Genomic DNA, 17704 nt, shown 5'->3' on the forward strand with positions numbered 1-17704 from the left:
CCGCCCGCGCGGCGGGGCCCCTCAGGACGACGGGTCCCGCCGCCGGATCTTGTTCCCCAGCCACACCAGCGGGTCGTACGTGCGGTCCACGGCCCGCTCCTTCAGCGGGATCAGCGCGTTGTCGGTGATCTTGATCTGCTCGGGGCACACCTCCGTACAGCACTTCGTGATGTTGCAGTAGCCGAGTCCGTGCTCCTCCTGGGCCGTCGCCTTCCGGTCGAGCCCGGACTCGGCGGCGGCGTCCAGCGGATGCATGTCCAGCTCGGCGACGCGCATCAGGAAGCGCGGTCCGGCGAAGGCCGCCTTGTTCTCCTCGTGGTCCCGCACCACATGGCAGGTGTCCTGGCACAGGAAGCACTCGATGCACTTGCGGAACTCCTGCGAGCGGTCCACGTCGACCTGCTGCATCCGGTACTCGCCCGCCTTCACGCCCGCCGGCGGCACGAAGGCGGGCACCTCCCGTGCCTTGGCGTAGTTGAACGACACATCGGTCACCAGATCCCGCACCACGGGGAAGGCCCGCAGCGGGGTGACCGTGATCGTCTCCTCGCGGGTGAACACCGACATGCGCGTCATGCACAGCAGCCGCGGCCGCCCGTTGATCTCCGCGCTGCACGAACCGCACTTGCCGGCCTTGCAGTTCCACCGCACCGCCAGATCGCCCGCCTGGGTCGCCTGGATGCGGTGGATGATGTCGAGGACGACCTCGCCGTCGTTGACCTCGACCGCGTAGTCCTCCAGGCCTCCGCCGTCGGTGTCCCCGCGCCACACCCTGAACCGTGCGTTGTAGCTGCTCACTCGTACAGCTCCTCTTCGGCGAGGTACTTGACCAGCTCCTCCTTCTCGAAGAGGGAGAGCAGGTCCGGACGGATGGGTTCGGTGGCCTCGCGCACGAGCTCGATCCGGCCCTCCAGCGGGTCGGCGGAGGCGTCGGCCGGCCGGCACAGCAGATTGACCGGGCGCCAGGAGCGCTCCATCGTGGGGCAGTCCTCGCGGGTGTGACCGCCGCGGCTCTCGGTGCGCTCCAGCGCCGCCCGTGCGATGCACTCGCTGACCAGCAGCATGTTCCGCAGGTCGAGGGAGAGGTGCCAGCCGGGGTTGAACTGCCGGTGCCCCTCGACCCCGGCCCGCCGGGCCCGCTCCCGCAGCCCGGCCAGTCTCTCCAGGGCCTGTTCCATCTCGGGGGCGCGGCGGATGATGCCGACGAGGTCGTTCATCGTCTGCTGGAGTTCCTGGTGCAGGGTGTACGGGTTCTCCGTCGGCGCGCCCCCGGCGAGCTCCTCCGCGCTGAACGGGCGCAGCGCCTCAGCGGCCGCCGCGTCGATCCTGGCCCCGTCCACCACCGGCGGCGTGCCGACGGTCTCGGCGTACCGGGCGGCGTGCAGCCCGGCCCGTCGGCCGAAGACCAGCAGGTCGGAGAGGGAGTTCCCGCCGAGCCGGTTGGAGCCGTGCATGCCGCCGGCGACCTCGCCCGCCGCGTACAGACCGGGCACATCGAGGGCGGCGGCGGTGTCGGAGTCGACGGCTATGCCGCCCATCACGTAGTGGCAGGTCGGGCCGACCTCCATCGCCTCCGCCGTGATGTCGACGTCCGCCAGCTCCTTGAACTGGTGGTACATCGACGGCAGCCGGCGCCGGATCCGCTCCGCGGACATCCGGGTCGACACATCCAGGAACACCCCGCCGTGCGGTGATCCGCGGCCCGCCTTCACCTCGGAGTTGATGGCGCGCGCGACCTCGTCGCGCGGCAGCAGTTCGGGTGGGCGGCGGTTGTTGTCCGGGTCCTCGTACCAGCGGTCGCCCTCCTCCTCCGACTGCGCGTACTTCTCCTTGAACACATCGGGGACGTAGTCGAACATGAAGCGCTTGCCCTCGGAGTTCCGCAGCACCCCGCCGTCGCCGCGCACCGACTCGGTGACGAGGATGCCCTTGACGGAGGGCGGCCAGACCATGCCGGTCGGGTGGAACTGCACGAACTCCATGTTCAGCAGCGGCGCGCCCGCCAGCAGGGCCAGCGCGTGGCCGTCGCCGGTGTACTCCCAGGAGTTCGACGTCACCTTGAAGGACTTGCCGATGCCGCCGGTGGCGAGGACGACCGCGGGCGCCTCCAGCACGAAGAACCTGCCTGTCTCGCGCTCGTAGCAGAAGGTCCCCGAGACCCTCTCGCCGTCCTTGAGGACCTGCGTGACCGTGCACTCCTGGAAGACCTTCAGCCGTGCCTCGTAGTCACCGAACTCGCGCTCGTCCTCCTGCTGGAGCGAGACGATCTTCTGCTGGAGGGTGCGGATCAGTTCGAGGCCGGTACGGTCCCCGACGTGTGCCAGGCGCGGGTACTCGTGGCCGCCGAAGTTGCGCTGGGAGATCTTCCCCTCGGGGGTGCGGTCGAAGAGGGCGCCCCAGGTCTCCAGCTCCCAGACCCGGTCGGGCGCCTCCTTGGCGTGCAGCTCCGCCATCCGCCACTGGTTGAGGAACTTCCCGCCGCGCATGGTGTCGCGGAAGTGCACCTGCCAGCTGTCCCGGGAGTTCACATTGCCCATGGAGGCGGCGATTCCGCCCTCGGCCATGACCGTGTGCGCCTTGCCGAAGAGTGATTTGCAGATGACGGCGGTACGGGCCCCGCGCTCGCGGGCCTCGATCGCGGCGCGCAGCCCGGCACCTCCGGCACCGACCACGACGACGTCCCACTGCTGTCGTTCGAGCTCTGTCATTCAGAAAAACCTCGGATCGTCGAAGGCGCCGGAGGCGACGAGGTACACGTAGAAGTCGCACGCCGCCACGCTGATCAGCGAGGACCAGGCGAGCAGCATGTGGCGGGTGTTGAGCCGCCCCACCCAGCCCCACAGCCGGTAGCGCACGGGGTGCTTCGAGAAGTGCCGCAGCCGGCCGCCGATGATGTGCCGGCAGGAGTGGCAGGACAGGGTGTACGCCCAGATCAGGACGATGTTGACAACGAAGATCAGCGAACCGAGACCCATGTGGCCCCAGGCGTAGTGCTCGTCGCGGAAGGCGAGCACGGTGTCGTACGTGAGGATCCCGGCGACCGGCACGGCGGCGTAGAAGAAGTACCGGTGGATGTTCTGCATGATCAGCGGGAAGCGGGTCTCGCCGCTGTACGCCGTGTGCGGCTCGGCGACCGCGCAGGCCGGGGGCGAGGCCCAGAAGCCCCGGTAGTAGGCCTTGCGGTAGTAGTAGCAGGTCAGCCGGAAGCCGAGCGGGAAGATCAGGATCAGCAGGGCGGGGGAGAGGCCCCACCAGCTGCCGAACAGGTCCCAGTTCGGCCCGTGCCGCATGGGGGCGCAGCTGTCCGCCAGACAGGGCGAGTAGAACGGCGAGACATAGGGGGCGGCGTAGTAGTCGGCGTTGGAGAACGCCCGCCAGGTCGAGTAGATGATGAAGGCGAGGAGCCCGCCCGCGGTCACGGCGGGCGCCAGCCACCAGCGGTCGGTCCGCAGGTGGCGGGCGGCGATGGCGGCCCGCGAGGGGTGGTGCACTCCCGCCGTCCGGGTCGCCGCTCCGCCCGGCGGGGGCGGCTTCGTGCCCGGAGCGCCGGCCGGATCACTGCCGGGATCCGTGCCTGTTTCGGTACCGGTGGCCAAAGGACTCTCCTAGGAGGTGTCTGACGGATGAGTGCGGGAGAAGGAGCCGTGTCCGGTGCGTGCGATCGCAAGGGCGCCGGAGCGGCCGTGTGGCGGAGCCACAGGGGCGTTTCGGCAACGCCGCGCGCGTGCGTGCCGGACACCGCGACGCCGCGGGCATGCGTCAGACACCCCCTCTAGGGGGCGTGTCGGCCGCGGACGCCGAGACCCTCGTCGTCCGAGTCCGTCCACAGCGCCGTGTCGTAGGGCGCCTCGGTGATCGTGATGACGCCGTCGACCGGGTCGGCGTGGCCGTCCGGGGCGAGCGGGTCCGGCGCGGAGTCCGCCTCGCGCAGCCGCGCGAGGCTCCGCTCCAGTCGCCCGACGGTGCGGACCAGGTCATCGAGACAGTGCTGAACTGCCGTCAACTCGTCCTGTAGTGACATGACTTGATCTCACTTCCGCAGTCGCGGGTGGCCATGCTCATGCGGAAGCGAGTGTCGCGCGTCACATCTCGTTTGGGAAGGGAGCGGGCCGCCCCGTCTTGTGGCGGCGGTGGCGCGTGCGGGTGCCGGGACTCCGCCGCACGGGTGAGGTTCGGGGCGGTTGCGCCGTGTCTGCGGCGCCCCTCGCGCGTGGCCGCTTTCAGTGGATGGGCGGAACCAGTGTGATCAACTGCAAATGCCACCAAACACGCATGATCCGGTCCATTCGGGTACGGGTGGTCCGGGCCGTCTCCGGAGGTATCAGCCATGTCCCACGTCGGCGTCCCGCGCGGGGCAGCCCGAAAGCGCCGCTCGCTCGCGCTCTTCACCACGGGTGTGCTCACGCTCCCCGTACTGGCCGGCTGCAGCTCGGGCGAGAAGGAGGCCACCACCGCGGTCGTCCCGCAGGACGTCGCGCCCGCGGCCCGCACCCAGGTCGCGGACGGCGGCACGGTCAACTGGGCGATCGACGCGATGCCCGCCACCCTCAACGCCTTCCAGGCGGACGCCGACAGCGCCACCACCCGCATCACCGGCGCCCTCCTGCCGACCCTCTTCCCGCTGGACGCCCAGGGCCGGCCGCGGCTGAACCCGGACTACCTGGAATCCGCGAAGGTGGTCGGGCAGGAGCCCCGGCAGGTCGTGCTCTACCGGCTCAACCAGCAGGCGGTGTGGAGCGACGGCCGGGAGATCGGGGCACCGGACTTCGTCGCCCAGTGGCGGGCGCTGAGCGGCAAGGACTCCGCGTTCTGGACCGCCCGCAACGCCGGGTACGAGCGCATCGAGAAGATCGAGCGCGGCGCCGACGACCTGGAGGTCAAGGTCACCTTCGCCAAGCCGTACGCGGACTGGCGCTCCCTCTTCTCCCCGCTGTACCCGAAGCAGGTGACGGGCTCCCCGGACGCCTTCAACGACGGAGCGCGCTCCGCGCTCAGGGCGACCGCGGGACCGTTTCGGCTGCGCGACGTCGACAAGGAGAAGGGCTCCGTCACGCTGGCCCGGAACCCGCGCTGGTGGGGCAGCCCGGCCAAGCTCGACTCGCTGGTCTTCAAGGCGGTCAAGCCGCAGGACCGCACCGAGGCGCTGACCGGGGGGAAGGTCGACGTCGCCGACATCGACGCGGCGACCGCCCACCGCATCGTCCAGGCCGCCGGGGACGCCGGCGACAGCGGGGCGCCGCCCGCCCACGGCCCCGGCTCCGAGATCACCCCGGCCGCGGCCCTGCGCTCCTGGGCACTGGCGCACGGCTCCGACGAGGAAGCGGCCGAGGAGGCGCAGTCCGCCCGGGACGAGAAGGCCCGTGCCGCCCAGGCGTACGCCACCGAGCAGAACGATCTGCGCGGCTACGTGCTCCGCAAGTCCCTGGAGCCCGCGTACACCCAGCTCGCCCTGAACGGGGAGACCGGCCCGCTCGCCGACGACCGGGTACGCCGGGCCGTGGCCCGCGCCCTGGACCGCCAGGAGCTCGTCGACACCGTGCTCAAGCCGCTCGGCCTGCCCGCGAACCCGCTCGGCAGCCACCTGGCCCTGGCCGGACAGCCCGGTTACAAGGACAGCAGCGACGCACTCGGCGGCCAGGACACCAAGGAGGCCCAGGCGCTGCTGGCCGACGCGGGCTGGACGCGCGAGGGGGCCCTCCAGAAGACGGACGGCACCAAGGCGGGCAGCGAGGGCGAGAAGCAGACGGACAAGGAGAAGGAAGAGAAGGAGAAGGAGAAGGAGGAGAAGGAGGGGGACAAGAAGACGGCTGACGAGAAGAAGGCCGGCGCCAAGGACGACGGCAAGACCGACAACGCCGCCCGCCGCGAGCCCGCCAACGACGACGGCCTCTACATCGTCGGCGACGACAGCAAGCCCGGCGCGGCCGAGGGCGCCGTCACCCGCGCCCTCGCCACGGCCCCCGCCGCCGCCGCGCAGAGCGCCGCGCTGCTGCGCCAGGCCGGACACCTGGGGGAGACGGGCACCTCGGAGGACGCCCCGGCCAGGATCACCGCCCAGGACCGGCAGCCCGGCGGCGCCGCCGGCGCCTACGCACCGGTCGGCACCGCGGCGCCCGCCCAGGCCCCCGACTCCGCCCGCGGCCCCCTCGGCAAGGACGGCAAGCCGCTGTCCCTGCGGTTCGTCCTGCCCTCGGGGCCGGGCTCCGAGTCGCTGCGCAGCGTCGGGGACAAGATCGCGGCGATGCTCGACACGATCGGGATCCGTACCGAGATCACCAAGGTCTCCGACGAGAGCTACTTCCGGGACCACGTCGCGTCCGGTGACTACGACCTGGCGCTCTACTCCTGGCCCGCGACCGCCTACCCGGCCACCGACGACCGCCCGATCTTCGCCAAGCCGGTGCCCGCGACCGACGGCTCGCTGCTCGTCGAGCAGAACTACACCCGCGTCGGCACGGACCACATCGACCAGCTCTTCGACCAGGCCGCCGGGGAGCTCGACGAGGGCTCGGCCAGGGACCTGATGAAGAAGGCGGACGCCAGGATCTGGGCCGCCGCAGGATCGATTCCTCTCTATCAGCGCCCGCAGCTCGTCGCGACCGACAGGAAGCTGGTGAACGTGGGTGCCTTCGGCTTCGGGGTGCCCCACTACCAGGACATCGGCTTCAAGAAGCCGCAGGCGGCCGGCGCCCCCGCCAACCCCAGGAAGTAGCAGGTCAGCGCAGCAGCGAAAGCTCAGAACTGGCTCAATTCCCTTGCCCGTCGGCCCGCCGGCGGGCAAGGCTGTGTGCACCCGCTGACCCGGGTAGCCGCTCCGCCTCCCGGTCCCGGGGCCCCAACCCCGGCGACCGCGGCGCACCGGCACCGCTCCGGGCTCCCCCTCGGAGCCGCGGCTTCGGAGCCCCACCTCCGAGGTCGCGCACGTCCCGCGTCCGCGCGGACCGCCCGGGGCCGTGTTCACGGCCACCCGGTGAAATCCGCCGGAAGAGCCGGAGCACGGGGGCGGAAACATCAGGCGGCCGCGGAGCTCGGCAAGGGGGCCGCGGCGGGCGCGAGCGGGGCCGCGCACCCGTCCTGTGGCCGGTAAGACTTGCCCGGGAAGCCGCAGGGGCGCCCGGCCCGTACCATGGGACTAGCCGTGGCGCGTCCGCCCGGCGGGCGTACGAGGACTCAAGACCGACTAAGACGCCTGAATCCCCGATCCGAGAGAAGCGCAAGCCACCCATGCCCACGCGCCACGATATCCGTAACGTAGCCATCGTCGCCCACGTCGACCACGGCAAGACCACGCTGGTCGACGCCATGCTCAGGCAGGCCGGCGCCTTCGCCGCGCACGCCGCCGAGAACCTCGACGAACGCATGATGGACTCGAACGACCTGGAGCGTGAGAAGGGCATCACGATCCTGGCCAAGAACACGGCCGTGAAGTACCACCCCAAGGATGGCGGCGACGTCATCACCATCAACATCATCGACACCCCCGGCCACGCCGACTTCGGTGGTGAGGTCGAGCGCGGCCTGTCGATGGTGGACGCGGTCGTGCTCCTGGTCGACGCCTCCGAGGGCCCGCTCCCGCAGACCCGCTTCGTGCTCCGCAAGGCGCTGACGGCCAAGCTCCCGGTCATCCTCTGCATCAACAAGACGGACCGCCCGGACTCCCGGATCGCCGAGGTCATCGACGAGACGTACGACCTCTTCCTGGACCTGGACGCCGACGAGGACCAGATCGAGTTCCCGATCGTCTACGCCTGCGCCCGTGACGGCGTCGCCTCGCTGACCAAGCCGGAGGACGGTTCCGTCCCGCCGGACAGCGACAGCCTGGAGCCGTTCTTCAGCACGATCCTCTCCGCCGTCCCGGCCCCGGAGTACGACGAGGAAGCCCCCCTCCAGGCCCACGTCACCAACCTGGACGCCGACAACTTCCTCGGCCGTATCGCGCTCTGCCGTGTCGAGCAGGGCGAGCTGCGCAAGGGCCAGACCGTCGCGTGGATCAAGCGTGACGGCACGATGTCCAACGTCCGCATCACCGAACTGCTGATGACGGAGGCGCTCACCCGCAAGCCCGCAGAGAAGGCCGGTCCGGGCGACATCTGCGCGATCGCCGGTATCCCGGACATCATGATCGGCGAGACCCTGGCCGACCCCGAGAACCCGATCGCGCTGCCGCTGATCACGGTCGACGAGCCCGCCATCTCGATGACCATCGGTGCGAACACCTCGCCGCTGGTCGGCAAGGGCGGCAAGGGCCACAAGGTCACCGCCCGCCAGATCAAGGACCGTCTGGACCGCGAGCTGGTCGGTAACGTCTCGCTCCGCGTCCTGGACACCGAGCGCCCCGACGCCTGGGAGGTCCAGGGCCGCGGTGAGCTCGCGCTGGCCATCCTCATCGAGACCATGCGCCGTGAGGGCTTCGAGCTGACGGTCGGCAAGCCGCAGGTGGTCACCAAGCAGGTCGAGGGCAAGACGTACGAGCCCATCGAGCGCATGACCATCGACTCGCCCGAGGAGCACCTCGGTGCGATCACGCAGCTCATGGCGAGCCGCAAGGGCCGCATGGAGACGATGACGAACCACGGTTCGGGCTGGGTCCGCATGGAGTGGATCGTCCCGTCCCGCGGCCTCATCGGCTTCCGTACGGAGTTCCTGACCCAGACCCGTGGCACGGGCATCGCGCACTCCCTGTTCGAGGGCCACGAGCCGTGGTTCGGCGAGCTGCGCACCCGTCACAACGGCTCCCTGGTGGCGGACCGCGCGGGCGTCGTGACGCCGTTCGCGATGGTCAACCTCCAGGAGCGCGGTGTCATCTTCACGGAGGCCACCACGGAGGTCTACGAGGGCATGATCATCGGTGAGAACTCGCGCTCCGACGACATGGACGTGAACATCACCAAGGAGAAGAAGCTCACCAACATGCGTGCGGCTTCCGCGGACACCACGGAGAACGTGGTGCCCGCCCGCAAGCTGTCGCTGGAGCAGTCGCTGGAGTTCTGCCGCGACGACGAGTGCATCGAGGTGACCCCGGAGACCGTGCGTATCCGCAAGGTCGTCCTGGACCAGAAGGAGCGCGGCCGCTCCGCGTCGCGCGCCAAGCGCTGATCCTCCGCTCGTCCCGCCGGCAGTTCCCGCCGGTGAAGGGGCCCGGCACCGCTCACCACGCGGTGCCGGGCCCCTTCGCTGTGCCTGCCGTGCCCGAGGTGCCCCCTGAGCCCGCCCGTGGGCCTCGTGGGGCGGCTGCTCCCCGTCCGGGACGGCGCCCCGGTCCGAAGGGCCTGAACCAGCCATGTGCGCCCGTGTATGGGCTTAGGGTTGAGCGGCCCGTGACCGGCTGCCCGGAGTCCGCTCCCGGCGACCGGCCGGCCGCGCCGCCGCTCCGTGACGCACCGGGTGTCGGAGGCGCGTACGGGGCCCGGCAGGTCAACCCGATTTTGGGGACCAAGCGTCCGGATATCGGGCGTCGCTCTCCGGAACATGTGTTAACAGTCCGTTTCGGGTGTGTCTGTCTGGGGTCATTTTGTCCGTATTTTGAACCACGCGACCAGGGGATGTTGTCAAACCGAGACCCTTTAAGTGTGGTTTACAGCCCAGTCGTACTTAATAGTTGGCTCCATTGAGCTCGGGTCAATGGGTCACGCACTGTGGGGAGTGCCGACTCACGAGCACACTCAGGGCACTGAAACGATCACCGTCAGGGGTGTCGGTGTATCAATCCAGTGCCCTTCTTGTAGTCAAAAGTGGACTCATGAGGAGGAACCCATGCGTGGTGCCAAGAGCGCCAAGTGGGTCGCGGGAGCGGCCATCATCGCCCTGGCTGCGACCGCTTGTGGCGGCGGGAACGACGACGCCGACAAGGGCAAGGGCGGCGACAAGGGCGCCGTCAACGCCGACGGCATCTTTTCCGTCGAGGTCGGTGAGCCGCAGAACCCGCTGCAGCCGGCCAACACGATGGAGTCGAACGGCAGCATCGTCACCGACTCGATCTTCTCGCAGCTGGTCGACTACGACCCGTCCGGCAAGCTTGAGATGATCAACGCCGAGTCTGTCGACACCAAGGACAGCAAGCTCTGGACGGTCAAGCTCAAGAAGGACTGGAAGTTCCACGACGGGACCCCGGTCACGGCCGAGTCCTACATCAAGGCCTGGAACTGGGCCGCGAACATCAAGAACAACCAGACCAACGCGTCCTGGTTCGGCGACATCAAGGGCTACGCCGACGTCCACCCCGATGACGCCAAGGCCAAGCCGAAGTCGGACGCCATGTCCGGTCTGAAGAAGGTGGACGACTACACGTTCACCATCGAGCTGAACTCCGCGCTGCCGTACTTCTCCTACAAGCTCGGTTACACGGTCTTCTCCCCGCTGCCCGAGTCGTTCTACGCGGACCCGAAGGCCGCCGGCGAGAAGCCGGTCGGCAACGGCGCGTACAAGTTCGTCAGCTGGGACCACAAGAAGCAGATCAAGGTCGTCCGCAACGACGACTACAAGGGTGCCGACAAGGCGAAGAACGGCGGTGTGGTCTTCAAGAACTACACCACCCTCGAGACCGCCTACGAGGACCTGAAGTCGGGCAACGTCGACGTCCTGCGTCAGATCGGCCCGAAGGACCTCCCGGTCTACCGGGCGGACCTCGGTGACCGCGCGGTGGACAAGGCGTACTCCGCCATCCAGACGATCGCCGTCGCGTTCTACACCAAGCAGTTCAAGGACATCGACCCGAAGGTCCTCCAGGGCCTGTCGATGGGCATCGACCGCGACACCATCACCAAGACCGTGCTCCAGGGCACGCGCGAGCCGGCCACGGGCTGGGTCGCCAAGGGTGTTCTGGGCTTCCAGAAGGACGCCGCGGGCGACGTCACCAAGTACGACCCGGCGAAGGCCAAGCAGCTCATCAAGGACGGCGGCGGCGTCCCGGGCAACAAGATCTCGATCCAGTTCAACGCCGACGGCGGCCACAAGGAATGGGTCGAGGCGGTCTGCAACAGCATCAAGCAGTCGACCGGTGTGAACTGCACCACCGACTCGAAGGCCGACTTCCAGGCCGACACGAACGCGCGTGACGACAAGCAGGTCAAGTCCCTGTACCGCTCCGGCTGGGTGCTCGACTACCCGGTGAACGCGAACTTCATCTCGGACCTGTTCCGTACCGGCGCAGCCGGTAACCAGGGTGACTTCTCGAACAAGGGTCTTGACGCGGAGATCAAGAAGGCTGACTCCGCTGCCTCCCTCGACGACTCCGTCGCGGCCTACCAGAAGATCGAGAAGGAGCTGGTGAACTACATGCCCTCCATCCCGCTCTGGTACTACAAGGTCAACGCCGGTTACTCGGAGAAGGTCCAGAACGTCGAGTACGCGCAGGACGGCGACCCGATCCTGACCAAGATCGAAGTCAAGAAGTAAACATCCCGACGTAGTCCGCGCGCAGGCGCGGGACCGGTACTGAAAGACGGTCCGCGCCTGTCCGCACGCCGTGGCCGGGGGGCCCTTCCACGCATCCGACGACCCTTAGGGGGAGTTCGGTGCGGGGGAGGGCCCGTCGGCTGCTGCTTGCCTATTACATGGAGGCATGATGGGGCGCTATGTCGCACGACGACTGCTCCAGATGATCCCGGTCTTCCTCGGGACAACCCTGCTGATCTTCCTGATGGTCTACACGCTGCCCGGTGACCCCGTGCGCGCGCTCTTCGGGGACAAGGGGGCCGATCCGGCCACTCTGGCGAGACTTCGCCATGAGAAGGGGCTCGATCTGCCGATCCTGCAGCAGTACTGGAATTACATGACAGGCATCGTCCTGCACGGTGACTTCGGTGAGCAGATAGCCAGCGGACGTCCCGTCACGGACGTCCTCGGCGACGCGTTCCCCGTCACCCTCCGGCTGGCCGGCATGGCGTTCGCCATCGAGATCGTCATCGGCATCAGCCTCGGCACCCTCGCCGGACTGCGTGCCGGCCGGCTCACCGACAACGTCGTCCTGGTCTTCACCCTGCTGATCATCTCGATCCCGGTGTTCGTCCTCGGCTTCATCATCAAGACGGTGTTCGCCTTCCAGCTCGACTGGATCTCACCGAACGTGTCCAGCGAGGCGAAATGGAGCGAACTACTGGCGCCGGCCATCGTGCTGGGCTCGCTCTCACTCGCCTACGTCGCGCGGCTCACGCGTACGACGATGGCCGAGAACCTTCGCTCGGACTACATGCGCACCGCCATCGCCAAGGGCCTTCCCAAGCGGCGCATCGTCGGTGTCCACCTGATGCGCAACTCGCTGATCCCCGTCATCACCTTCCTCGGCACCGACCTCGGTGCCCTGATGGGCGGCGCGGTCGTCACCGAGGGCCTGTTCAACGTGAAGGGCATCGGAGGCACGATCTACGAGTCGATCGTGAAGCGTGAGGGCACGACACTCGTCGGCCTCGTCACCATCCTCGTGCTCGTCTATCTCCTCATGAGCCTCATCGTCGACCTGCTGTACGCGGTCCTGGACCCGAGGATCCGTTATGCCTGACGTGACCAAGACCGCACCCGCACCCGAGGACGCCAAGGCTCCCCTCGCGGACCCGTCGGCGGTCGTCAAGGCCGATAAGGCCCGCAGCCTGTGGGGCGACGCCTGGCGGGACCTGCGTACCAACTGGTACTTCATCATCTCGTCGGTGCTGATCGTCATCCTGCTGGTGATCGCCGTCTTCCCCGGCCTGTTCACGAGCGCCTCGCCGACCTCCGCCGACCTGGTGCACCACTACCTGGGCAAGCCGGAGCTGAGCAAGGTCGGCTCAGAGGGCTGGCTCGGCTACGACGGCCAGGGCCACAGCGTCTACGCGCGTGTCATCTACGGCACCCGCGCCTCGATCACCGTCGGTGTCTGTGTGACGCTCCTGGTGACGCTGTTCGGCGGACTGATCGGCATGATCGCCGGTTACTTCGGAGGCTGGGTCGACGCCCTGCTCTCCGGCTTCTTCACCAACGTCTTCCTCGGCATCCCCTTCCTGCTGGGTGCCATGGTCGTTCTCCAGGCGTTCACCGAACGGACGGTCTGGGTGGTCATCTTCGCCCTGGCGTTCCTCGGCTGGACCCAGATCGCGCGAGTGATGCGCGGTGCGGTGATCGTGATCAAACAGTCGGACTACGTGCAGGCCGCCAGAGCGCTGGGCGCGGGTACCAACCGGATCCTCTTCCGGCACATCCTGCCCAACGCCATGGCCCCGGTGATCGTGGTCGCCACCATCTCCCTCGGCGTCTACATCTCCGCCGAGGCCACCCTGTCCTACCTGGGTCTGGGTCTCGCCGACCCGACGATCTCGTGGGGCATGGACATCTCCGGTGGCTCCGCCCAGATCCGCGTCGCACAGCACATCCTGCTGTACCCGTCGATCATGCTCAGCATCACCGTTCTGGCGTTCATCATGCTCGGCGAAGCCGTCCGTAACGCCCTCGATCCCAAGTCGCGATAAGGAGGGCGAACGTGACCACCATCGACAAGACAGCCGAAGTCCCGTCCCCGCGCCCGGGAGACGACCACGTCGGCCCCCTGCTCGAAGTCCGTGACCTGCACGTGGAGTTCCACACCCGTGACGGTGTGGCCAAGGCGGTCAACGGAGTCAACTACACCGTGAACGCCGGTGAGACCCTCGCCGTCCTCGGTGAGTCCGGCTCCGGCAAGTCTGTGACGGCCCAGGCCGTCATGGGCATCCTCGACATGCCGCCGGGCAGGATCCCGCAGGGCGAGATCCTCTTCCGCGGCCAGGACATGCTGAAGATGTCCTACGAGGAGCGCCGGAAGATCCGCGGCCAGAAGATCGCGATGATCTTCCAGGACGCGCTCTCCTCGCTGAACCCGGTCCTCAGCGTCGGCTACCAGCTCGGCGAGATGTACCGGGTCCACCAGGGCCTGTCCAAGAAGGAAGCCAAGGCCAAGGCCATCGAGCTGATGGACCAGGTCAAGATCCCGGCCGCCGCGGCCCGGATCTCGGACTACCCGCACCAGTTCTCCGGCGGTATGCGCCAGCGCATCATGATCGCCATGGCGCTGGCCCTGGAACCGGACCTGATCATCGCGGACGAGCCGACCACCGCGCTCGACGTGACGGTCCAGGCCCAGGTCATGGACCTGCTCGCGGAGCTCCAGCGCGAGTACAACATGGGCCTGATCCTGATCACCCACGACCTCGGCGTCGTCGCCGACGTCGCGGACAAGATCGCCGTGATGTACGCGGGCCGGATCGTCGAGACCGCCCCGGTCCACGAGATCTACAAGCGTCCGGCACACCCCTACACCAAGGGGCTGCTGGAATCGATCCCGCGCCTTGACCAGAAGGGCCAGGAGCTCTTCGCGATCAAGGGCCTGCCGCCCAACCTGCTCCACGTGCCCTCGGGCTGCGCCTTCAACCCGCGCTGCACGAAGGCGCAGGACATCTGCCGTACGGACATCCCGGCTCTGAGCCCGGTGACCGAGCAGGACGGCGCCGAGCTGGTCGGACGCGGCAGCGCCTGCCACTTCTGGAAGGAGACGATCCATGGCTGACATCAAGAAGGAGCCCGTGGACGCCACCCCGAACGTCACCGAAGTGGAGACGGTCGACGCGGGCACCGAGGCGGAGGCCGTAGCCGCCATCGACGCCCCCGTGTCCCAGGGGGAGCCGATCCTCCAGGTCCGCAACCTGGTCAAGCACTTCCCGCTGACCCAGGGCATCCTGTTCAAGAAGCAGGTCGGGGCCGTCAAGGCCGTCGACGGCATCTCGTTCGATCTCTACGCGGGCGAGACGCTCGGCATCGTGGGCGAGTCCGGCTGTGGCAAGTCCACCGTCGCCAAGCTCCTGATGACACTGGAGCAGGCCACCGCGGGCGAGGTCTTCTACAAGGGCCAGGACATCACCAAGCTGTCCGGCCGCGCGTTGAAGGCCGTGCGCCGGAACATCCAGATGGTGTTCCAGGACCCGTACACCTCTCTCAACCCGCGTATGACGGTGGGTGACATCATCGGGGAGCCGTACGAGATCCACCCCGAGGTGGCGCCGAAGGGTGACCGCCGGCGCAAGGTCCAGGAGCTCCTGGACGTCGTCGGTCTCAACCCGGAGTACATCAACCGCTATCCGCACCAGTTCTCCGGCGGACAGCGCCAGCGCATCGGCATCGCCCGCGGCCTCGCGCTCAACCCGGAGATCATCATCTGCGACGAGCCGGTCTCCGCGCTCGACGTGTCGGTGCAGGCTCAGGTCATCAACCTGATGGAGAAGCTCCAGGACGAGTTCAACCTCTCCTACCTCTTCATCGCGCACGACCTGTCGATCGTCCGGCACATCTCGGACCGGGTCGGCGTCATGTACCTCGGCAAGATGGCCGAGATCGGTACGGACACGCAGATCTACGACCACCCGACGCACCCCTACACCCAGGCGCTGCTGTCGGCGGTCCCGGTCCCGGACCCGGAGGCCCGCGAGGGCCGCGAGCGGATCATCCTCTCCGGGGACGTCCCGTCGCCGGCCAACCCGCCGTCGGGCTGCCGCTTCCGCACCCGCTGCTGGAAGGCCGAGGCCAAGTGCGCCGAGGAGATGCCGCTGCTGGCCATCCCCGAGCGCTTCAAGACCTCGACGACGCCGGCCGCGCACGAGTCGGCCTGCCACTTCGCCGAGGAGAAGGACGTCGTTCACGCGGCCTGACGGCCCGTAGAGCCACTGCGGACCCCTCGGGAGCCCTTCTGGGAACCCGGGGGGTCTCGTTCGTCCTGGTTCACACTGTCTTCCGTCGCCCCGGCGGGCGGACCGTCACCCTCCGCTGTTCATGACGGTCCGCCCCCTGCGGGTCGGGCTACTTGTACTGGATGCCCCACAGGTTGCTGCTCTTCTTCACCGGCGCCACGTTGTTGCTCTTCTTCCACACCTGGCTCTTCTTGCAGCCACCGGTGCTCTTGGGCACCATGCGGTACTTCGTGACGCTGAAGCCCTTGGCCTCGTGGTACATCATCAGACGGCCGCGGGTCTTGCCCTTCTTCTTCTTGACCGTGGCGGCGTAGGTCCAGGTGTCGGACTTCGACCAGGTCTTCCCCACGGAGACGCTGAAGGAGGCCGAGGCCTTCGCGAAGATGACACCCGCCTCGGTGCCGACCGTCGCCGTGCCGGTGGCGGTCCAGGAGCCCGTCTTGTTCTTGGAGTAGCTGATGGTGACGCCGGGCTTCGCCCAGTCGCTGTGCACCTGGGTGGCACGCCACACGGTCTTCTTGTTCCCGATCGAGTAGATCGGGGTGTCGTCGCACTTGGTGCCCGCCGACGCGGGTGCCGCCGCTCCGGCCACGACGCCGGCGCCGAGCAGGGTGGCTGTGACCACGGTGCTGATTACACGCTTCACGCAGGTCCTCCTGTTGGGATCATCTTGCGCTGTACGCGTCACAAGATATGAGCCAACTACCCTGCGGAATAAGCGACTTGAGGAACCATTGAGGTTCTTTATGAGGAAGTGCGCGTTCCGCCCGATTCCGCCGCACGAGGGGAGCGCGAAGGCGCCCGGAACCGATCGGTTCCGGGCGCCTTTCCCGTGTACCCGGGAACCGGGCACGCAGGTGGCTCGGGTCAATGGGCCGACGTGCTCGGTTCCCGGGGGGCCGTGGCGAGGGGTGTCAGCCTCGGGCCTCGGGGTCTTCGAGGGTCTTCTTGTCGAGCCGCGGCGCCTCGGACGCCGTACGAGCGCCGGGGACGGACGAGGCGGTGCCCGGCTCCTCGGGGTAGTGGCAGGCCGTCAGATGCCCGTCACGGCTGCCGCTGATCCGCACCAGCGGCGGCGTCTCGCTCGCGCACTTGTCCGTCGCCTTCCAGCAGCGGGTGCGGAAGCGGCAGCCCGACGGCGGATTGACCGGGGACGGCACGTCGCCGGTGAGCAGGATGCGCTCGCGGGCCGGGACGTCGTCGGCGGTGGCCTCGGGAACGGCGGAGAGCAGCGCCCTGGTGTACGGGTGGCGCGGGTTGCCGTACAGGTCGTCGCGGTCGGCGATCTCCACGATCCGGCCCAGGTACATGACGGCGACGCGCTGCGAGAAGTGGCGCACGATCGCCAGGTCGTGGGCGATGAACAGGAACGCGATGCCCAGTTCCTTCTGCAGCTTCTGCAGCAGGTTCACCACCTGGGCCTGGATCGACACGTCCAGCGCGGAGACGGGCTCGTCGGCCACGATCAGCTTCGGTTCCAGGGCCAGCGCGCGGGCCACGCCGATGCGCTGGCGCTGACCGCCGGAGAACTCGTGCGGGAAGCGGTTGTAGTGCTCCGGGTTGAGGCCGACGATCTCCAGGAGCTCCCGGACGCGGTTCTCCCGGCCTCCGGCCGGACTGACGTCGTTGATCTCCATCGGCGCCGTGATGATCTTGCCGACCGTCTGGCGCGGGTTCAGCGACGCGTACGGGTCCTGGAAGATCATCTGGATCTCGGAACGGATCGGCGCCAGCTCCCTGCGCGAGGCATGACTGATGTCCCGGCCGCGGTAGGAGATCCGGCCGGCGGTCGGCTCCAGGAGCCGGGTGATCAGCCGGCCCGTCGTCGACTTGCCGCAGCCGGACTCGCCGACCAGGCCGAGGCTCTCGCCCTCGGCCACCGTGAAGTCCACTCCGTCCACGGCCTGGACCGCGCCGACCGTCCGCCGGATCGGGAAGCCCCCCTTGATCGGGAAGTGCTTGGTCAGCCCGGAGACGTCAAGGAGGGGATCGGTGCTGCTCATGGTGGGGAAGTCCCGTCT

At 68.4% G+C, this 17704-nt stretch carries 13 protein-coding genes; 7 read left to right on the forward strand and 6 right to left on the reverse strand.

All coding sequences use genetic code 11. From position 1 onward, the window contains the following. Positions 1–21: 21 nt before the first annotated feature. From ACIQM0_RS04900 to ACIQM0_RS04915, 4 genes are all read right to left on the reverse strand, one after another. Positions 22–798 carry a succinate dehydrogenase/fumarate reductase iron-sulfur subunit gene (locus ACIQM0_RS04900; protein WP_401283602.1) on the reverse strand — a complete coding sequence of 259 codons (777 nt, stop codon included), beginning with the start codon at positions 796–798 and terminating at the stop codon, positions 22–24. After that, the gene (locus ACIQM0_RS04905; RefSeq protein WP_401283604.1) at positions 795–2708 is read right to left on the reverse strand and encodes a fumarate reductase/succinate dehydrogenase flavoprotein subunit; all 1914 of its coding nucleotides are present in this window, start codon (positions 2706–2708) and stop codon (positions 795–797) included. Before ACIQM0_RS04905 ends, ACIQM0_RS04900 begins: the two co-directional genes overlap by 4 nt. Further along, complete coding sequence (locus tag ACIQM0_RS04910; protein ID WP_401283606.1) at positions 2709–3596, reverse strand: hypothetical protein; 888 nt, start codon at positions 3594–3596, stop codon at positions 2709–2711. Positions 3597–3772: 176 nt separating this feature from the next. Continuing rightward, positions 3773–4021, reverse strand: coding sequence for a hypothetical protein (locus ACIQM0_RS04915; RefSeq protein ID WP_401283607.1), 249 nt, complete (start codon positions 4019–4021; stop codon positions 3773–3775). A gap of 306 nt (positions 4022–4327) precedes the next feature. Here ACIQM0_RS04915 and ACIQM0_RS04920 point away from each other — a divergent pair, with 306 nt between their 5' ends. From ACIQM0_RS04920 to ACIQM0_RS04950, 7 genes are all read left to right on the forward strand, one after another. After that, positions 4328–6712, forward strand: coding sequence for an ABC transporter family substrate-binding protein (locus tag ACIQM0_RS04920; RefSeq protein ID WP_401283609.1), 2385 nt, complete (start codon positions 4328–4330; stop codon positions 6710–6712). A 512-nt stretch (positions 6713–7224) separates the two neighbouring features. Beyond that, positions 7225–9096 (forward strand): translational GTPase TypA, encoded by a 1872-nt coding sequence (gene typA, locus ACIQM0_RS04925; protein ID WP_363027557.1) that lies wholly within the window; start codon positions 7225–7227, stop codon positions 9094–9096. Between the two features lie 657 nt (positions 9097–9753). Then, positions 9754–11394: an ABC transporter substrate-binding protein gene (locus tag ACIQM0_RS04930; protein ID WP_401283612.1), complete on the forward strand. Its 1641-nt coding sequence runs from the start codon at positions 9754–9756 to the stop codon at positions 11392–11394. Between the two features lie 169 nt (positions 11395–11563). Next, positions 11564–12496 (forward strand): ABC transporter permease, encoded by a 933-nt coding sequence (locus ACIQM0_RS04935; protein WP_363027625.1) that lies wholly within the window; start codon positions 11564–11566, stop codon positions 12494–12496. Then, positions 12489–13439, forward strand: coding sequence for an ABC transporter permease (locus ACIQM0_RS04940; RefSeq protein WP_401283614.1), 951 nt, complete (start codon positions 12489–12491; stop codon positions 13437–13439). Before ACIQM0_RS04935 ends, ACIQM0_RS04940 begins: the two co-directional genes overlap by 8 nt. A gap of 11 nt (positions 13440–13450) precedes the next feature. Beyond that, positions 13451–14509, forward strand: coding sequence for an ABC transporter ATP-binding protein (locus tag ACIQM0_RS04945; protein ID WP_401283616.1), 1059 nt, complete (start codon positions 13451–13453; stop codon positions 14507–14509). After that, complete coding sequence (locus ACIQM0_RS04950; RefSeq protein ID WP_363027565.1) at positions 14502–15644, forward strand: dipeptide ABC transporter ATP-binding protein; 1143 nt, start codon at positions 14502–14504, stop codon at positions 15642–15644. Before ACIQM0_RS04945 ends, ACIQM0_RS04950 begins: the two co-directional genes overlap by 8 nt. Positions 15645–15792: 148 nt before the next feature. On the opposite strand, the gene ACIQM0_RS04955 is transcribed toward ACIQM0_RS04950, so the two are convergent. Continuing rightward, positions 15793–16329: a hypothetical protein gene (locus ACIQM0_RS04955; RefSeq protein WP_401283618.1), complete on the reverse strand. Its 537-nt coding sequence runs from the start codon at positions 16327–16329 to the stop codon at positions 15793–15795. Positions 16330–16597: 268 nt separating this feature from the next. Then, a complete protein-coding gene (locus ACIQM0_RS04960; RefSeq protein WP_401283620.1) occupies positions 16598–17686 on the reverse strand; it encodes an ABC transporter ATP-binding protein in 1089 nt (362 codons plus the stop codon). Positions 17687–17704 lie beyond the last annotated feature (18 nt).

Source organism: Streptomyces sp. NPDC091387, from assembly GCF_044756945.1.
Lineage (GTDB): Bacteria > Actinomycetota > Actinomycetes > Streptomycetales > Streptomycetaceae > Streptomyces.